The organism is Pilimelia terevasa (genome assembly GCF_014647915.1).
GTDB classification, from domain to species: Bacteria; Actinomycetota; Actinomycetes; order Mycobacteriales; family Micromonosporaceae; genus Pilimelia; species Pilimelia terevasa.
Map to the genome: position 1 here is coordinate 325,273 of NZ_BMQC01000004.1, position 16,274 is coordinate 341,546.

The following is a 16,274-nucleotide window of genomic DNA, read 5'->3' on the forward strand; positions in this document are numbered from 1 at the left end:
CCGGTGCCCGGGCAGCCGGACGCCGTCCTGAGGCGCGGGCCGCTGGTCGCCGGGGCTGCGAACGGGAGCGGGCGGACCGCGGGCCGCCCCGGCCTCTAGGGTGTCCGGGTGCGGGTGCTGTTGATTGAGGACGATGACGAGTTGGGGCCTGCCGTCGCCACGGGTCTGCGGGGTGCGGGCTTCGCGGTCGACCTGGCCGCCGACCTCGCCGTCGGCGACTTCAAGGTCGCGGTCAGCGGCTACGACTGCCTGGTCGTGGACCGGAACCTGCCCGACGGCGACGGCGCGCGATTCGTCGGGCGGCAGCGCGCCGGCGGCAGCCGGACGCCGGTGCTGATCCTGACCGCCCGGGACGGCCTGCGCGACCGGGTGGAGGGTTTCGCGCTGGGCGCGGACGACTATCTGGTCAAGCCCTTCGACCTGGCGGAGCTGGTCGCCCGGGTCCGCGCGCTGTGCCGCCGCGGCGACGTGCTCCGCCCGACCCGGCTGGCCGTCGGCGACATCCTCGTCGACCTGGCCGCGCGGAAGGTCACCCGGGCGGGGATCGTGCTGACCCTGTCGCCGAAGGAGTTCGGTGTGCTGGAGCTGCTCGCCGTCCGCGTCGGCCAGGTGGTGAGCCGCACCGAGATCATCGAGTGCTGCTGGGACGAGATGGGCGAGCCGGAGTCCAACGTGGTTGACGCGGTGATGGCGCGCCTGCGGCGGCGGCTCGGCCTGCCCGCGGTGATCTCGACGGTACGCGGAGTGGGCTTCCGGCTCGACGCGGTCGAGGGCTGAGCGGGCGTGCGCGGCGGGGTCCGGGTGGAGCGGCAGCTCCGGCGGCTGCGCTGGAAGCTGACCGCGATGTTCACGGCGGTGACCGTCGGCTGCCTGCTGACCCTGGCGGCGGTGACCGCGACCCTGGACCGGCGGGCGGAGGAGCGCGCACTGGACGCCGACCTCAGCACGCGCACGGCCGCGGTGGCCCTGACCGCATGTTTCGACCCGGCCGTGGGGCGGATCACCGTGGACGACGACAGCGCCGACAGCCTGGTTCTCGGTCGCCCCTACCTGGTGGTGGTCGTCGACTGGTCCCGGGATCCGGCCGGGGCGGTGGTCTACCCGGCGCGGGCGCCGCTGGGCCCGCCCGACCTCGGCGCCCTGCGGGGGCTGCGCCCGCGGGTGGGTCCGGGAGACCGGCCGGTGCTGACGGACCTCGCCGGCCCCTCCGGTGGGTGGCGGGCCGCCGTGGTGGCCGTACCTGGGGAGGGTCCGGTCAACGCCGGCATGGTCGTCCTCGTCGGGGATCCGGCCCCGGTCCGGGAGGCCAACGCGGAGCTGACCCGACGGCTGCTGACCGGCTGCGTGGTGCTGGCGCAGTTGGCGGCCGTCGGCGGGTACTGGCTCGCCCGGTTCAGCATGCGGCCGGTGGTGCAGGCGCTGACCCGGCAGGAGCAGTTCCTGGCCGAGGCCGCGCACGAGCTGCGGACGCCGCTGGCCGCGCTCCTGCTGGTCGCCCGGGGCGGCCTCGCCCACCCCGCCCGCCGGGTCGACGCGATGCGGGACACCGTCCGGCTGGCGGACCGCCTCGGGCACCTCGTCACCAGCCTGCTCACCCGGGCCCGACTCCAGGCCGGCACGCAGCGGGTCGACCTGGTGTCGATGCGCCTGGATCAGCTCGTCGAGCAGGTGGTCGAGGACCTGCCGGGCGCCGACGCGGTGGCGGTCCGCGCCGCACCGACCGTCGTGGCCGGCGATCCGGATCTGCTCGCCCAGGCGGTGCGCAACCTGACCGAGAACGCCCTGCGGCACGGGCGCCCGGCGGCGGGCGCCGCCCCGGTCGAGGTGACGGTCCGCGACGGGCTCGTCGAGGTGCGCGACCACGGGCCCGGTCCGCACCGGGTCGGCCACGGGAGCGCGGGCACCGGCATCGGGCTGTCCATCGTCCGGTGGGTCGCCGAACTCCACGGCGGCGAGTTCATGCTGGTCGAGGCGCCTGACGGCGGGGCGCTGGCCACCCTGCGGCTGCCCGGCGCCGCAGCGCGCCCCACCCGGGCCTGACGGGACGGCCGGAGAATTTCCGGCGCCGGGCGACGCCGGCCCGGACCGCTGTCACGACGTTGTCATGGGCGGGACGGCACCGTGTCCACGGCAGAGAGCCGCCGCCGGTCAGGGGTGGGCGGCGAGGAGGAGGAACGCGCCGAGCAGGATGAGGTGGACCAGCCCCTGCAGCCGGGTGGCCCGGCCCGGGACGACGGTCAGCGTGGCGACGACCACGGTGATGGCGAGCAGGACGATCTGGGTGGCGCCCAGGCCCAGTGACAGGGGACCGGGCAGCCAGATCGTCGCGATGGCGATCGCGGGAATGGTCAGGCCGATGCTGGCCATCGCGGAGCCCAGCGCGAGGTTGAGGCTCACCTGGATGCGGTTGCTGCGGGCGGCGTTGGCCGCGGCGAGGGTCTCGGGCAGCAGTACGAGCAGGGCGATGACCACGCCGACGAACGAGTGCGGCAGGCTGACGCGGGCGACGGTGTCCTCGATGGCCGGGGACAGGACCTTGGCCAGGCCGACGACCGCGACGAGCGCGACCAGCAGCAGGACGAGGCTGGTGCCGGCGGCGCGGTTCGTGGGCGGGTCGGCGTGGTCGTCGCCGTCCGCGTCGTTGACCACCACGCCCTGGCTGGTGACCGGCAGGAAGAAGTCGCGGTGGCGGACGGTCTGGGTGCTGACGAACGCCGCGTAGAGGCTGACGGACGCCACGGCGGCGAAGGATAGCTGCGTCGGCGAGAACTCCGGCCCGGAGCGGGCGGTCGTGAAGGTCGGCAGGACCAGGCAGACGACGGCCAGGGTCGCCACGGTGGCCAGGGCCGCGCCGGTCCCCTCGGCGTTGAACACGGCGAGCCGGTAGCGGACGGCGCCGACGAACAGCGACAGGCCGAGGATCCCGTTGCAGGTGATCATGACGGCGGCGAAGACCGTGTCGCGGGCCAGCGACGCGGTGCCCGGACCACCGGCGATCATGAGCGTCACGATCAGCCCGACCTCGATGACCGTGACGGCGACCGCCAGCAGCAGCGACCCCAGCGGTTCGCCGACGCGGTGGGCGACGACCTCGGCGTGGTGCACCGCGGCCAGGACCGCGACGCCCAGCACCACGGCGACCAGGGCGAGGGGCAGCACGGGCAGGTCGCGGCCCCAGGACGCGGCCAGCACGACGACGGCGACCGGCGGGGCGAGGAACCGCCAGTCCGCGTACCGGCGGGCGGGTCGCGCGCGCCCGGCCTCCGCCTGCGCGGTCGGCCCGGCGGCGGGCCGGGCCGGCTCGGGCGCGCTCATGCCGGGGCGCCGCAGCCGGGCCGTACCGGCGCGCCTGTCCGCCGGTACGGGCCCCGCTCCGCCGCCGACACCGGCGCGCATCCGACGATCATGCGTCGACAGTACCGAACAGCACCGTTGTCCGACGTGGAGGCCGGCGCGCCAGGGGCGCCGCACGCGGCCCCCGGCCGCCGACGACCACCGGAGCCGGCCGCGGGCCGACCGGGAGCCGTTCAGGTTTGGGCCGGTACGGCCGATAGGGCGGGTATGACGATTCCGCGCGGCGAGCCGGTCGGCGAGGCGCCGTGCGCCGCGGACAGCCGAGCGGAGCTGGCGCGCGCGGTGGACGCCCTGGAGCTGGTGCCGTACCACGCCCCGCAGGAGGCGGCCGAGCCCGCGCGGGAGCTGGAGCGGCGGGCGCGGGAACTCGGCGAGGAGTCGCTGGTCGTCCGGGCGCGGCTGATCGGCGCCGACGTCCGGGCGCGGGCCGGGGACAACGCCGCCCTCGGCCGGGTCGCCCACCAGGCGCTGACGTGGGCCGGGGAGCGCGGCGACCGGGAGGTGCAGTGCCGCTGCGAGCGGCTGCTGTCGTCCTTCTACGGGCGCCTGGGCGACACCGCGACGTCGCTGGAGCACGCGGTCCGCGCTGTCGAGCTGCTGTCGCCGGCCGCACCGCCGGCGCTGCGGATCCGGCACTTCATGGCGCTGGCCGTCGCCCTGATGCTGGCCCAGTCGTTCGACGCGGCCCGGGACCGGTTCGGGTCGACGCTGGCGATGCTCGACGAGTGCGACGACCCCGATGTGCGGGTCGCGGTGTGGAACAACGTGGCGTACCTCGAACTCATGGCCGGCGACACCGGCGCCGCGCTCGCGGCGGCCGACGAGATGCGGGCGGTCGGCGCACGGCACGGCATCGCGATGGACGCGGTGTACCTGGACACCATCGCCCGGGCGCAGATCGGCGCCGGTCACTTCGACGCCGTCGAGGCGACGCTGGCGCCGATCCTGTACGCCGCGGGCGGGCGCACCGAGCCGCACGACCTGGCCGAGGCCCTCCTCACCCTGGCGGAGAGCCAGCGGCTGGCCGGCGCGCTCGACCGGGCGCTGGACAGCGTGCACCGGGCACTGGACGAGAGCCGGCGCCGCGGCATCGAGGCGTTCGTGGTGCGGGGCATCCGGGAGCACGCCGCCGTCCTGGCGGCGACGGGCGCGCACGCGCGGGCGTACGAGCGGCTGCTGGAGTTCCACGCCGCGCACGAGGCGGTGCAGTCCGCGCAGCGGCAGGCCCGGGCGCGGACGATCCACGCCGCGTTCGCCACCCAGGAGGCGGTGCGGGAGAGCCGCCGGTTCCGGGAGATGTCGCTGCGCGACCCCCTCACCAACCTGTACAACCGCCGCTACCTCGACGACCGCCTGCCCGCCCTGCTGGACACCACCCGGCAGCGCTTCGGCCACCTGGCCGTGGCCATCGTCGACCTGGACCACTTCAAGCGGGTGAACGACGAGGTCTCCCACGACGCCGGTGACAAGGTGCTGGTCCGCGTGGCCTACCTGCTCGACGCGGCGGTCGGCGGCGGGGGCGGGTTCGCGGCGCGGCTGGGCGGCGAGGAGTTCCTCCTCGTCCTCCGCGACGACGCCGCGGCCGCCGCCCGGACCTGCGAGCGGCTCCGCGACACCATCGGCGCCCACGACTGGAGCGACCTCGTCGGCGACCTGCCGGTCACCGCCAGCATCGGCGTCGCGGCCACGTTCGCGGGCGGCGCCACCGCGACCGACCTGCTCGGCGCGGCGGACCGGAACCTCTACCGCGCCAAGGCGGCCGGCCGCAACCGCGTCGCCACCTGACCGGCCTCCCGGGCGCCCGCGGTCAGGACGCCTGGCGGACCGGCGGTGCGGCCAGCCAGACGCCGGCCAGGTCCCCGAGGGGGACGTCGAGGGCGCGGCTGAGGCAGACCACGGTGCCGAACGCCGGGGCGGGCAGCCGGCCTGCCTCGATCTTGCGCAGGGTCTCGGGGGAGATGCCGGCCGCCAGGGCCACCTCGGCGAGGCTGCGGCGGGCCCGCGCGGCCCGGAGGGCGGCGCCGAGGCGCTGGCCTGCCGCGATCTGCGCGGCGGTGAGGGGTTGGCGGACCATGCCGGCAGGATAGCCCTGCCGGGCGCCGCCGTCCCGGCGTGGTATAAAAATACCGCATCCGGCCGGAGGGGGAGCTGCCGTGATCGAACTCAAGTCCGCCGAGGAGGTCGACCGGATGGCGGTGGCCGGCCGGTTCGTCGGCGAGCTGCTCGCCGAGCTGGCCGGCGTCGCCGCGGTCGGCGTCAACCTGATGGACCTCGAACACCACGCCCGCCGCCGGATCGCGCAGCGCGGCGCCGAGTCCTGCTACTGGGACTACGCTCCGTCGTTCGGCCGCGGCCCGTTCCGCCACGTGCTGTGCCTGTCGGTCAACGACGCGGTCCTGCACGGCCTGCCGCACGACTACGTCCTGCGCGACGGCGACCTGCTCAGCATCGACATGGCGGTCGGCGTCGGCGGCTGGGTCGCCGACGCCGCCCTCTCCCTCGTCGTCGGCACCCCCGACCCGGCCGACCTGAAGCTGATCGAGGCCACCGAGGTCGCGCTCGAAGCCGGCATCGCCGCCGCCCGGCCCGGCGGCCGCCTCGGCGACGTCTCCGCCGCGGTCGGCGAGGTCGCCCGCGCCTACGGGTACGGCGTCAACGCCGAGTTCGGCGGCCACGGCATCGGCCGCACCATGCACGAGGCCCCGCACGTGGCCAACAGCGGCCGCCCCCACCGCGGCCTGCGGCTCGAACCCGGCCTGGCCATCGCCATCGAGCCCTGGTTCTGCCGCTCGACCGACCGGATCAGGTTCGACGACGACGGCTGGACGATCCGCTCGGCCGACGGCTCCCGCACCGCCCACTCCGAACACACCGTCGCGGTCACCGACGCCGGCCCCCGGGTCCTGACCCGCCGCCCCGCGGCGTCCCTGCCGGCGCCGTCGCCCGGGGGACTGGCCGCGCCGGCGTAGGATGGTGCGTCGCCGCCGTACCGCCCCGCGGACCCCGCCGCCCGGCGCCGGCCGCGTGCCGGACCCGCAAAATCGCTCGCTCCGCCCGGCAGGCCGTGGTTGCCTCGACGCGCCCGGCGCCCGCGGGCGACCCGACCGACTCCGAACGGGGGCAGCTCTGTGCTGATCCGGCTCCTGCGCACCTACCTGCGGCCGTACCGCGGGCTGCTCGGCGCCGTCGTCGCGCTGCAGCTCGCCGCTACGATCGCCAACCTGTACCTGCCCAGCCTGAACGCGGACATCATCGACCGCGGCATCGCCCGGGCCGACACCGGCTACATCGCGCGCACCGGCGGCTGGATGCTGCTGGTCACGGCGCTGCAGGTCGCCTGCGCCATCGCCGCGGTCTACGTCGGCGCCAAGGCCGCGATGAGCTTCGGCCGCGACCTGCGGGCGGCGGTCTTCACCCGGGTCGGCGGCTTCTCCAGCCGCGAGGTCAACCGGTTCGGCGCGCCGTCGCTGATCACCCGGACCACCAACGACGTCCAGCAGGTGCAGGTCCTCGTGGTGGTGACCTGCACGATGCTGGTGGCCGCGCCGATCATGTGCGTCGGCGGCGTCGTCATGGCGCTGCGCGAGGACGTGGGCCTGTCCTGGCTCATGCTGGTGTCGGTACCGGTGATGGTGCTCGCCATCGGCCTGATCATCTGGCGGATGGTGCCGCTGTTCCGCACGATGCAGAAGCGCATCGACGTGGTCAACCGGGTGCTCCGCGAGCAGCTCACCGGCGTGCGGGTGGTGCGCGCGTTCGTCCGGGAGCCGTACGAGTCGGCCCGGTTCGCCGACGCCAACCGGGCACTCACCGACGTGGCGCTGAAGCTGGGCCGGACCCAGGCCCTAATCTTTCCGATCGTCACCCTGGTGTTCAGCGCCTCCAGCGTCGCCGTGCTGTGGTTCGGCGCCGACCGGGTGGAGGCGGGTCAGATAGAGATCGGTGCGCTGGGCGCGTTCCTCCAGTACCTCGCGCAGATCCTCATGTCGGTGATGATGGCGACCTTCATGGTCATCATGGTGCCGCGGGCGGCCGTCTGCGCCGAGCGGATCGTCGAGGTGCTGGACACCGACTCCTCGGTGGCGGCGCCCGCGCACCCGGTGACCGAACCCCCGGAGCGGGGCACCGTCGAGCTGCGCGCCGTGCGGTTCCAGTACCCCGGCGCCGAGGTGCCCGTCCTGCGCGAGGTGTCGCTGCGCGCCGAGGCCGGGCGGACCACCGCGATCATCGGCAGTACGGGTGCCGGCAAGACGACGCTGCTGTCCCTGGTCCCGCGCCTGCACGACGCCACCGGCGGCGCGGTTCTGGTCGACGGGGTGGACGTCCGGCAGCTCGACCTGGACACGCTGTGGTCGCGGGTCGCGATCGTGCCGCAGCGGCCGTACCTGTTCTCCGGGACCGTGGCCAGCAACCTGCGCTACGGCGACCCCGACGCCACCGACGAGGAGCTGTGGCGCTGCCTGGAGATCGCCCAGGCGCGCGACTTCGTGGCGGCCATGCCGGCCGGGCTGGACTCGCCGATCGCCCAGGGCGGCACCAACGTCTCCGGCGGCCAGCGCCAGCGGCTGGCGATCGCCCGGGCGCTGGTGCGCCGGCCGCAGGTCTACCTGTTCGACGACTCGTTCTCCGCGCTGGACCTGGCCACCGACGCCCGGCTGCGGGCCGCGCTGCGACCGGTCACGGCGGACGCGGCGGTGATCGTGGTGGCGCAGCGGGTGTCGACCATCGTGGACGCCGACCGGATCGTCGTGCTGGAGGACGGCGCCGTGGTCGGCGCCGGCCCGCACGCCGAGCTGGTCGAGACCTGTCAGACGTACCGGGAGATCGTGGACTCCCAGCAGAGCGCGGGGGCGACGGCATGAGTGGCACGGAACGCACCGACAGCCCCGGCGCGGCGGGCGCCGGACCGGCGGTGCCGGCACGGCTGCCGGCTGCCGGGCGCCGCGGCCCCGGCGGCGGGCCGCCCTGGATGGGCGCCGGGATGCCGGCCGAGAAGTCCATGACGTTCTGGCCCTCGGCGAAGCGGCTGATCCGCCGGCTGCGCCCGTACCGGGTGACGCTGCTGCTGGTCGTCGCGCTCGGCGCCGCCAGCGTGGCGCTGTCGGTGTACGTGCCCCGGCTGCTCGGGCGCGCGACGGACGTCATCTTCAGCGGCGTGATCGGCCGGCGGCTGCCGGCCGGCGCGACCAGGCAGGAGGTGGTCGCCGGGCTGCGGGCGCGCGGCGAGGACGACTTCGCGGCGATGGTGGACCGGATGTCCGTGCTCCCCGGCGCGGGCGTCGACTTCGCCGCCCTGAACCGGATCGCCGCGTTCGCGGTGGTGCTGTTCGTGCTCTCCAGCGTCCTCCAGTGGTGGCAGGGGTACCTGCTGGCCGGGGTGGTCCAGCGCGCGGTCTACGCCCTGCGCCGCGACGTGGAGGAGAAGCTGCACCGGCTCCCGCTGCCCTACTTCGACCGGCAGCCGCGCGGCGAGCTGCTCAGCCGGGTCACCAACGACATCGACAACATCGCGCAGACCCTCCAGCAGACGCTGAGCCAGCTCCTGACCTCGCTGCTGACGGTGGTCGGCGTCCTGGTGATGATGGTGGTGATCTCGCCGCTGCTGGCGCTCATCGCGCTGGTCGCGGTACCGCTGTCGGTGCTGGTCACCCAGCAGGTCGCCCGGCGGTCGCAGAAGCAGTTCATCGCCCAGTGGACGCACACCGGCACGCTCAACGCGCACATCGAGGAGGCGTTCACCGGCCACGAGCTGGTCAAGGTGTTCGGGCGGCGGCGCGAGGCGGAGGCGACCTTCGCCCGGCGCAACGACGACCTGTTCGCGGCCTCGTTCCACGCGCAGTTCGTCTCCGGGATCATCATGCCGGCGATGATGTTCATCGGGAACCTGAGCTACGTGGCGATCGCGGTCGTCGGCGGGCTGCGGGTGGCCTCGGGCGCGACGAGCCTCGGCGACGTGCAGGCGTTCATCCAGTACTCGCGCCAGTTCACCCAGCCGCTGACCCAGGTCGCCTCGATGGCCAACGTGCTCCAGTCCGGCGTCGCCTCGGCCGAGCGGGTCTTCGACCTGCTCGACGCCGACGAGCAGAGCCCGGAGCCCGCGGCCGGCCCCGTCCCGCCGCGGACCCGCGGCCGGGTCGCGTTCGACCACGTCTCGTTCCGGTACGAGCCCGACCGGCCGCTCATCGACGACCTCTCGCTGGTCGCCGAGCCGGGCCAGACCGTGGCGATCGTCGGCCCGACCGGCGCCGGCAAGACCACCCTGGTCAACCTGATCATGCGGTTCTACGAGCTGGACGGCGGCGAGATCACCCTCGACGGCGTCGAGACCACCGCGATGCGCCGCGACGAGCTGCGGTCCGCGGTCGGCATGGTGCTCCAGGACACCTGGCTGTTCCACGGCACGATCCGGGACAACATCGCCTACGGCCGCCCCGGCGCCACCGACGCGGAGATCCGCGCGGCGGCCGCGGCCACCTACGTCGACCGGTTCGTGCACAGCCTCCCCGGCGGGTACGACACCGTCATCGACGAGGAGGGCAGCAACGTCAGCGCCGGGGAGAAGCAGCTCATCACCATCGCCCGGGCCTTCCTGGCCGACCCGGCGCTGCTGATCCTGGACGAGGCGACCAGTTCCGTCGACACCCGCACCGAGGTACTGGTGCAGCACGCGATGGCGGCGCTGCGCTCCAGCCGGACCAGCTTCGTCATCGCCCACCGGCTGTCCACCGTCCGCGACGCGGACCTGATCCTGGTCATGGAGCGGGGGTCGATCGTGGAGCAGGGGACGCACGAACGGCTGCTGGCCGCGCGCGGGGCGTACCACCGCCTGTACCAGGCGCAGTTCGAACAGGCCATGGTGGACGCCGGGGAAGCGGCGTCGTAGTCCGCGGCCGGTAGTTGGCGTGAAACGGCCTCATGGCGGCGCATCCGGGGTGTGGCGCCGGACAGCGCGCATCATCGGGTCGGCGGTAGCGTGCGAAGCCAGTGGGAAGGAGCCGGGACGACGGTGCCGGCACGGCACGACCGCGACCGGCGGTGGCCGGCGGTCGCCCGGTGATCCTCGCTGTCGCCTACGTCCTGGCCGTGGTACCGGTGCTGGCGGTGGCCACGGCTGCGGTCTGGCCGCCGCCCTCGACCTCGCGCTACCGGCGTTCTCGCACTCGGGGCCGTGGTGCGGGTGCTGGTCCCGCGTCGCCGCCGGTCCGTCGATGCGCAACCCCCGTGACGGCTCGGTGCTAACCCCGTCCGCCGGCCTGCCGGGCCGCGCGGAACCGCGCCGCCAGTTCGAGCGATCCGCGTGCCCGGGCCTGCGCCGCCAACACGGCCTGCGTGTTGCCGTCAGCACCGGCGTCCGCGGCCTGCTTCTTGGCGTCCCCCTCAGCCTCGATGCCCGCATCGATGACCTGCAGGATCTCCGCGTTGCTGAGCCCGCCGAGCGAGTTCTGCACGAGTTGGGCGGCCTTCCGACCGGCCGCATCGGCCTGCTCGTCACTGAACTCGACCTGGTTGCCGGACTCGACCTTCTTGCCGGCATTGGCGCCGCCGCCGCGGACGGACACCTCGGCCGCCGAGGACACGTTGGTCAGCGTGAGCATTCCGCCGACCAGCGCGACCGCCCCGGCGAGAGCTACCACCCGCCTGCGCCGGCGTGCCCGTCCGGCCACCTGTGCTCGCCTGGCGAAGTAACCACCCATGGCATTCCTCCATACCGCAACCCACCCCCACCCGGACCCACACCGGTAGGCAGGTATGCCTCTCGTAACGGGAGGTACGCGCGCCCGGCCGCAGCGGATTACCGCCATCGGCTACTGTCGATCGCCAGGCGACCGGGCCGGGCCGACCGTCCAGACCGATTCCGGCATGTCGGCCCTAGCGGACATCGGAGTGGGGACACGCCGGATTTCCGTGCCGGCGGTGGCGCGGCAGCCGGCTCGCCGGTCGACGCACACGCAGCGTCGACTCCGGACCGCCGCGACGGTCCGGACCGGGTGCGCACGGAGGCGCGCTGAGCCGGCTGACGGTGCCGGGGCGCGGCGGCCCTGGAGTCCGTCTCGCTCACAACTTGTCGGCACAGCCGGATCGGCAGGCAGCATGGCACGGCCCGCCGTCGGGATACTTGTCGTCGCAGCACTGCCGGCACGACTCCTCGTCGTCAGAGTCGACGAGGCAATCACTGCCCGCGTCCGCATCACCGCACCCGGGCGCCTCGGCGGGCTCGTCCGGCGCCGGCCCGGAACGCGCCAACACCTGAATCTCGTGCCCGGACGGGTGGACCCACAGCGCGACCCCGCCGGGATTCCCGGCTGGGCGGTACCCCTGCGTCGTGAGCGCCTTCGACGTGAGGTTCGGCGAGTTGCTCACCGTCGTCGACAGGTTCGGCCTCTTGTTCCCGCTGGCGTACGCCAGGAAGTCCTGGGTGAAGTCGGGGCCGTATGCCGCGACCATCTTCCATCCCACGAGACCGCGTTGATCTGCGGTCAGGCGGCCCCACCGGGGCAGTGCCAGGCTCGGGCGCCGCGCCAGCTGCTCCGACTGTGCTTCGGTGAGGGCGGCGCCGCTCGCGTCGCGCTGCGCGACCGGCGTCGCGCCTTGCTCGCACCCCTCGGGCGGGCACGCATGTCCGCCGCAGCGCTGTACAGGTGCCGCGCTGTCTCCGGTGCGCTGTGCCAGTACACCGGAGACAGCGCGGTTCCCCGCAGCACGCTGGAGTGACAGCACGGCGCTGTCGGCCGGTGCCTCCCACGGCCGGACCGGCGGGTGGATGTCGCCGAGCAGAGATTCGCGCGCGGCTCCGGCGGGGCCCGGCCGGGCCCGAGAGGTGTCTCCGACCAGTCGCAGGTCTGCTGTCACGTCGACCCCCTTCGGAGTGCGCTTCTCAGCCTCCCAGACCGGAGGCCCCGCGGGTGTGGATCCGCGGAATGCGCGCGGCCGGTCCGAGCCCCTCCACCGAAGTCAGCATTCGCGGGCATCTTCATGGCTGGATGAGATGCCTTCTCCTCTGGGTCCAGTTCTACACTCGTCCCAGCTTTCGACTCCGCCTCGGACGTGGTGTCTCTCCTGGGTCGAGCGGCACGCGCGTGAACAAAGTTGCCAAACGCGTGCCACAGTGCTCTCCCTCAGTTTTTGATCTCTGTAGCTGAGGGAGGTTAATACGTAAGACGTAGAAGACCGGGCAGACTCGCCCTGTTCTTAACTTAACTTTGGCCGTGGTGTCTCCCCAGGAGAGAGCGGCACGCTTGTGGCGGTTCCGGAGGGTTCATCAGTGTTGTCAACCGGGATCAGGAAGAAAAACACAGCAGCGATTCCCACGACGACAATCCCACCAACAACACCCGCGACGACGGCAAGTTTACGTTTCATGTGATCCTCCTAGGCCAAAGAACAAATTTCATCCCACCGGGGTTCAAACACACTTGTCATGTAGATCCGAAGACACGGCTGCTGTCGGGAAGAAACTTCGCTTCAAACCAATGCTGTGCCCAACCACGGGAAGTACCCACGACACCGGCATCAAACGCGGGTGTGCCTTTATAGCGCCAGCCAGGGGTTTTGGTTTCCCCGCCAGTGCCATCATCCGTAATATATGTGTTGTGCCAGCCCTTCTTCTTGTCATGACACCAATTTATCTCGGTCCAGAATGTACCAAGAGTGTTTCCCGCGTTCCCCTTCAGTGCCCGCTTGTGCCGAGCCTTGTCACATCCGAAGACGGTAGAACGCGGCTCAACGTCCACGTCCTCGATCCGCACCGGAACATACGCGGCGTTGAACGCCTCCAGCTCGGCCGGGGTCAGTGCGACGTAGGCGGCATCGGGGTCGAGCGACGAGAAGAGGCGGTTGACCACGCTGAGCGGGTCCTGGTGGCCGACGCTAGGTGTAGCTAGAGCTGGGGCCGAGGGTACGGCCACCAGGGCTAAGGTTAACAAGATAGTACGAACGAACACGGTCATCCTCCCCAAGGATGGGACTCTACATTGATGCGGCAGCACGGCTACGGGCGTGTGGGACCGAGGCTGACTTGATCTCGATGAACCGGACCTCGGCGCGTCCATCAGGAGTCATGTGGTTGCACTTGACGGGGAGCCAGTAACCGTCCTCGTCGGCTCGAAGATCACCCACGGCGAGGATCTCGACCATGATCGAACCTTGAACATCCCGATACTGCCGAGCGTCCAACATCAACACATCACCAAACGTCAGCATGGTCACGCTCCGGGCGTAGGTACAGCGTCGAGCCTCCGCACGCTGGACACCACCGGTTCCTGATCTTGGTGAAGAGGAAGCCCAGCAAGAAGCCGACCCCGATCCCAATCATCACTAGCCACCACATGGGATGACCGTAGAGGTGCCCCGACCAGGGGCTCTACGAAGTTGATAAAACTTGAGGTTGCCGTCTCAGGGTCGACAAGGGAGACTGTTCACGCTCCCAACTTTCATCAACTTCCGCGACAAAGGTTGAGTCATGCAGTTTGAATTCCTGGGAAAAGGCCCAGGCTCGGGGCAAGATGGATGCCCTTCTCTCTTCAAAACTGACCGCGACACCTATTTGGTTCAAGGTTGGAAAGTAAAAGACGCTGAAGGTCTCGACATCCCCGAGGGCGAAGCTGTCGTAGAAATTCCCGCACGAATGTTGACGTTGTTTCAGGGACGAAGCTGATGTTCCAAGAAATATCCCAGGACGAATTTACAGCTAGGCTCCGTGGGATCGAACGTTCTCGGTGGCGCATGGAATTCCAACGGGCTTACACGGTTGATATGGAAATGCCTCGTTACAAGCACTGGCAGGAAACGGGTGACATTGATTGGGAATATCACCTGTGGTGGATTGAATACATGCAGCGCCTACGAGATGAAGGCAAATCCGTTCGTAGGATCAAAGTCGTAGATGAGCCGCTGAATGACTATTGGAAGTTTACATACGCCCAAACAGGCAGATTGAACGCAGCAGGAGACGCAACTCGTTGGTGCAATCGCCAGGAGATGTCTCATATCCTCGTACCGCCAACTGACTTCTACGTGCTGGATGGTCGGGAAGTCATGTTTCTTCATTTCGGCGGAGATCTTCAACCTTCGGGCTACACCGTTTCTGAGAATCCTGAACTGGTAGCCGCAGCAACTTCCGCATTCAATACAGCATGGGACTTTTCTACTCCACACGATGACTATAAACCCCGCAACGACCGCTGAAGAAGGTCGTAAAGCAATTGGTGCCCGGCTTCGCCAGATCCGCAAACATTCGGGTTTGACGGGCCGGGTACTTTCTGCTGCTACCAAAATCCATGTAACAGCGATTTCCAAGGTTGAGAACGGCCATGTCTCTCCTACCGTGACCCAGGTACGGGCATGGTGCAATGCCTGTGGGGTTGACGACCAGGCTGAAGACCTGGTGGCGGAGCTGCTGACGCTAGAGGAGGCGTACGCGCTCTGGAAGGCCAAAGTTCGTAACGGGATGAAGTACGCCGGGGGCCGTGACCCTTTGGCAATTTATGAACAAACCACGGTCTTTCGGAACTTCGAGTTGAGCGTCCTACCCGGCATCTTTCAAGTTCCTAGCTACACCGCCGCAGTGGTCGGGTATTGGCGTAGATTCTATGGGGCACCCGATGATACCCACGAGGTGATTAAACTCCGTCAGCGTCGCGCTCAGGCTGCTTTACGGGGGACTAACAGGATCCTCGTGGTGTTGACCGAAGCCGTACTACTTACCAGGTACACAGATGTAGTGCGCCACGAACTTCAACTTTTGGAATTACTCAAGTTCATGAAGCGACCAAACGTAAGCCTTGGAATCATTCCGTTTGGTAGAGAGATTACACCGAATAGCAACTGTGGCTTCTGGATCTTTGATGAGGATGTTGTAAAGGTGGAGCTACCTTCGGCACAGTTGAAGATCACTAGACCTTCAGAAGTCGAACAATACTTGAGAATTTTTACCGATCTTCAGGGCCAGGCCGCGTACGGCTCCGAAGCTAAGACTGTCGTGCTCAGAGCTATCGCGAGCCTAAGCTAAAGCCTAGCGAACGCGCCTGATCCGCGATGACGGAGACCGAGCCGCTTTACGTGTTAAGAGATTGCTGCGTCGGGCTTTCTTTCTAGCTTCGTATTGTCTCCGTCTCCTCCATGTAGCCCAACCCGTAACAACGATAACGGGTAGAAGGGCTATTGCGTAACCCGTAAGTGAGGGAATGACGAAGTTAATTATAATTCCGCCACCCATATATATCTTAAAGTCGGAAGAATAAGAAACCAGACAATCAAACCATTGAGAAGCGCCATCAAGTTTGGCATGGCTCTTATCACATTAACCAGGATGTCCATCTTTTTATACAACGTTGGCGTAACGACGATACATAACATTAGCCAAATCGTATTAGCTAAAATTATCACTGCACCTTTAAAAGTTAGACTTTGGCAACAATCCCAAAGAAACCGCGCCAAGGTAGATGATGAGCGCTGCCACAAGGTTCCTTGAAGAAGAACCGCGCCGCAGCGATGGCGTTCTGTTGAGCACCTACCGCCCCACGGGCGTTGCGACGAACAACAACAGATTTCTTGATTTTGCGTACCCAGTCGCCAAGGTCACTCGTACGAACCTCTGAGACCTTCTTGTCTCCCAAAGCTTCAACGAGCTTGATCCAGTACGAATCGTAGGTGCGGAAGATGGTCTGAGGAGCAACCTAGCGTACGGTCCCCACGAACTCGGCCACGGTCACGTTCGACAGCTTCGCGTCGGTCTCGCTAGGTGCCTTAACCAGATCCTCAGCCGTGACGCCGAGAGTCTGCATGAGCTGTCGGATGGGTCTGCTGCACCAACTGGTGACACCTGAGCTGGCTTGCCGTTGAGGCGGGCTGGAAGGATGCCACCGTGCCCAAGCCCTACCCCCGAGAGTTCCGTGACGACGTCGTGCGGGTCGCCCGCGGCC

15 protein-coding genes and 1 pseudogene are annotated in these 16,274 nt (G+C 69.6%); 10 read left to right on the forward strand and 6 right to left on the reverse strand.

The window, feature by feature from the left end:
• The first annotated feature begins 108 nt into the window (after positions 1-108).
• Both IEY75_RS08305 and IEY75_RS08310 read left to right on the forward strand, forming a co-directional pair.
• Positions 109-777 (forward strand): winged helix-turn-helix domain-containing protein, encoded by a 669-nt coding sequence (locus tag IEY75_RS08305; RefSeq protein WP_189113636.1) that lies wholly within the window; start codon positions 109-111, stop codon positions 775-777.
• Positions 778-783: 6 nt separating this feature from the next.
• Positions 784-2,040, forward strand: coding sequence for a sensor histidine kinase (locus IEY75_RS08310; protein ID WP_189113637.1), 1,257 nt, complete (start codon positions 784-786; stop codon positions 2,038-2,040).
• Between the two features lie 108 nt (positions 2,041-2,148).
• Here the strand turns inward: IEY75_RS08310 and IEY75_RS08315 are convergent, their stop codons facing one another.
• A complete protein-coding gene (locus tag IEY75_RS08315; RefSeq protein WP_229789446.1) occupies positions 2,149-3,396 on the reverse strand; it encodes a calcium:cation antiporter in 1,248 nt (415 codons plus the stop codon).
• 165 nt (positions 3,397-3,561) lie between these two features.
• Here IEY75_RS08315 and IEY75_RS21260 point away from each other — a divergent pair, with 165 nt between their 5' ends.
• A complete protein-coding gene (locus IEY75_RS21260) occupies positions 3,562-5,139 on the forward strand; it encodes a GGDEF domain-containing protein (protein WP_189113638.1) in 1,578 nt (525 codons plus the stop codon).
• A gap of 22 nt (positions 5,140-5,161) precedes the next feature.
• Here the strand turns inward: IEY75_RS21260 and IEY75_RS08325 are convergent, their stop codons facing one another.
• Entirely contained in the window at positions 5,162-5,428 is a 267-nt protein-coding gene (locus tag IEY75_RS08325; RefSeq protein ID WP_189113639.1) for a helix-turn-helix domain-containing protein, read from the reverse strand.
• Positions 5,429-5,507: 79 nt separating this feature from the next.
• Between IEY75_RS08325 and map the strand changes: the two genes are divergently transcribed.
• From map to IEY75_RS08340, 3 genes are all read left to right on the forward strand, one after another.
• The gene (gene map / locus IEY75_RS08330; protein WP_189113640.1) at positions 5,508-6,323 is read left to right on the forward strand and encodes a type I methionyl aminopeptidase; all 816 of its coding nucleotides are present in this window, start codon (positions 5,508-5,510) and stop codon (positions 6,321-6,323) included.
• A 159-nt stretch (positions 6,324-6,482) separates the two neighbouring features.
• On the forward strand, positions 6,483-8,216 hold the full coding sequence (locus IEY75_RS08335; RefSeq protein ID WP_189113641.1) for an ABC transporter ATP-binding protein: 1,734 nt from the start codon (positions 6,483-6,485) through the stop codon (positions 8,214-8,216).
• Complete coding sequence (locus tag IEY75_RS08340; RefSeq protein WP_189113642.1) at positions 8,213-10,237, forward strand: ABC transporter ATP-binding protein; 2,025 nt, start codon at positions 8,213-8,215, stop codon at positions 10,235-10,237. The genes IEY75_RS08335 and IEY75_RS08340 overlap by 4 nt, the downstream gene beginning before the upstream one ends.
• Before the next feature lie 352 nt (positions 10,238-10,589).
• Here IEY75_RS08340 and IEY75_RS08345 read toward each other — a convergent pair whose 3' ends face one another.
• From IEY75_RS08345 to IEY75_RS08360, 4 genes are all read right to left on the reverse strand, one after another.
• Complete coding sequence (locus tag IEY75_RS08345) at positions 10,590-10,949, reverse strand: hypothetical protein (protein ID WP_189113643.1); 360 nt, start codon at positions 10,947-10,949, stop codon at positions 10,590-10,592.
• A gap of 460 nt (positions 10,950-11,409) precedes the next feature.
• Positions 11,410-12,204 carry a hypothetical protein gene (locus IEY75_RS08350; protein ID WP_189113644.1) on the reverse strand — a complete coding sequence of 265 codons (795 nt, stop codon included), beginning with the start codon at positions 12,202-12,204 and terminating at the stop codon, positions 11,410-11,412.
• Between the two features lie 566 nt (positions 12,205-12,770).
• A complete protein-coding gene (locus IEY75_RS08355) occupies positions 12,771-13,301 on the reverse strand; it encodes a hypothetical protein (protein ID WP_189113645.1) in 531 nt (176 codons plus the stop codon).
• A gap of 19 nt (positions 13,302-13,320) precedes the next feature.
• Positions 13,321-13,560 (reverse strand): hypothetical protein, encoded by a 240-nt coding sequence (locus IEY75_RS08360; RefSeq protein ID WP_189113646.1) that lies wholly within the window; start codon positions 13,558-13,560, stop codon positions 13,321-13,323.
• 253 nt (positions 13,561-13,813) lie between these two features.
• Here IEY75_RS08360 and IEY75_RS08365 point away from each other — a divergent pair, with 253 nt between their 5' ends.
• The 4 genes and pseudogenes from IEY75_RS08365 (at position 13,814) to IEY75_RS08375 (ending at position 15,361) form a co-directional block, all read left to right on the forward strand.
• Complete coding sequence (locus IEY75_RS08365) at positions 13,814-14,008, forward strand: hypothetical protein (RefSeq protein WP_189113647.1); 195 nt, start codon at positions 13,814-13,816, stop codon at positions 14,006-14,008.
• Complete coding sequence (locus IEY75_RS08370) at positions 14,008-14,538, forward strand: DUF6879 family protein (RefSeq protein ID WP_373290232.1); 531 nt, start codon at positions 14,008-14,010, stop codon at positions 14,536-14,538. Before IEY75_RS08365 ends, IEY75_RS08370 begins: the two co-directional genes overlap by 1 nt.
• A pseudogene (locus IEY75_RS21465) lies at positions 14,510-14,716 on the forward strand (helix-turn-helix domain-containing protein); the annotation flags it as partial. The gene IEY75_RS08370 and the pseudogene IEY75_RS21465, both read left to right, overlap by 29 nt.
• A gap of 21 nt (positions 14,717-14,737) precedes the next feature.
• Entirely contained in the window at positions 14,738-15,361 is a 624-nt protein-coding gene (locus IEY75_RS08375; RefSeq protein WP_229789447.1) for a DUF5753 domain-containing protein, read from the forward strand.
• Positions 15,362-16,274 lie beyond the last annotated feature (913 nt).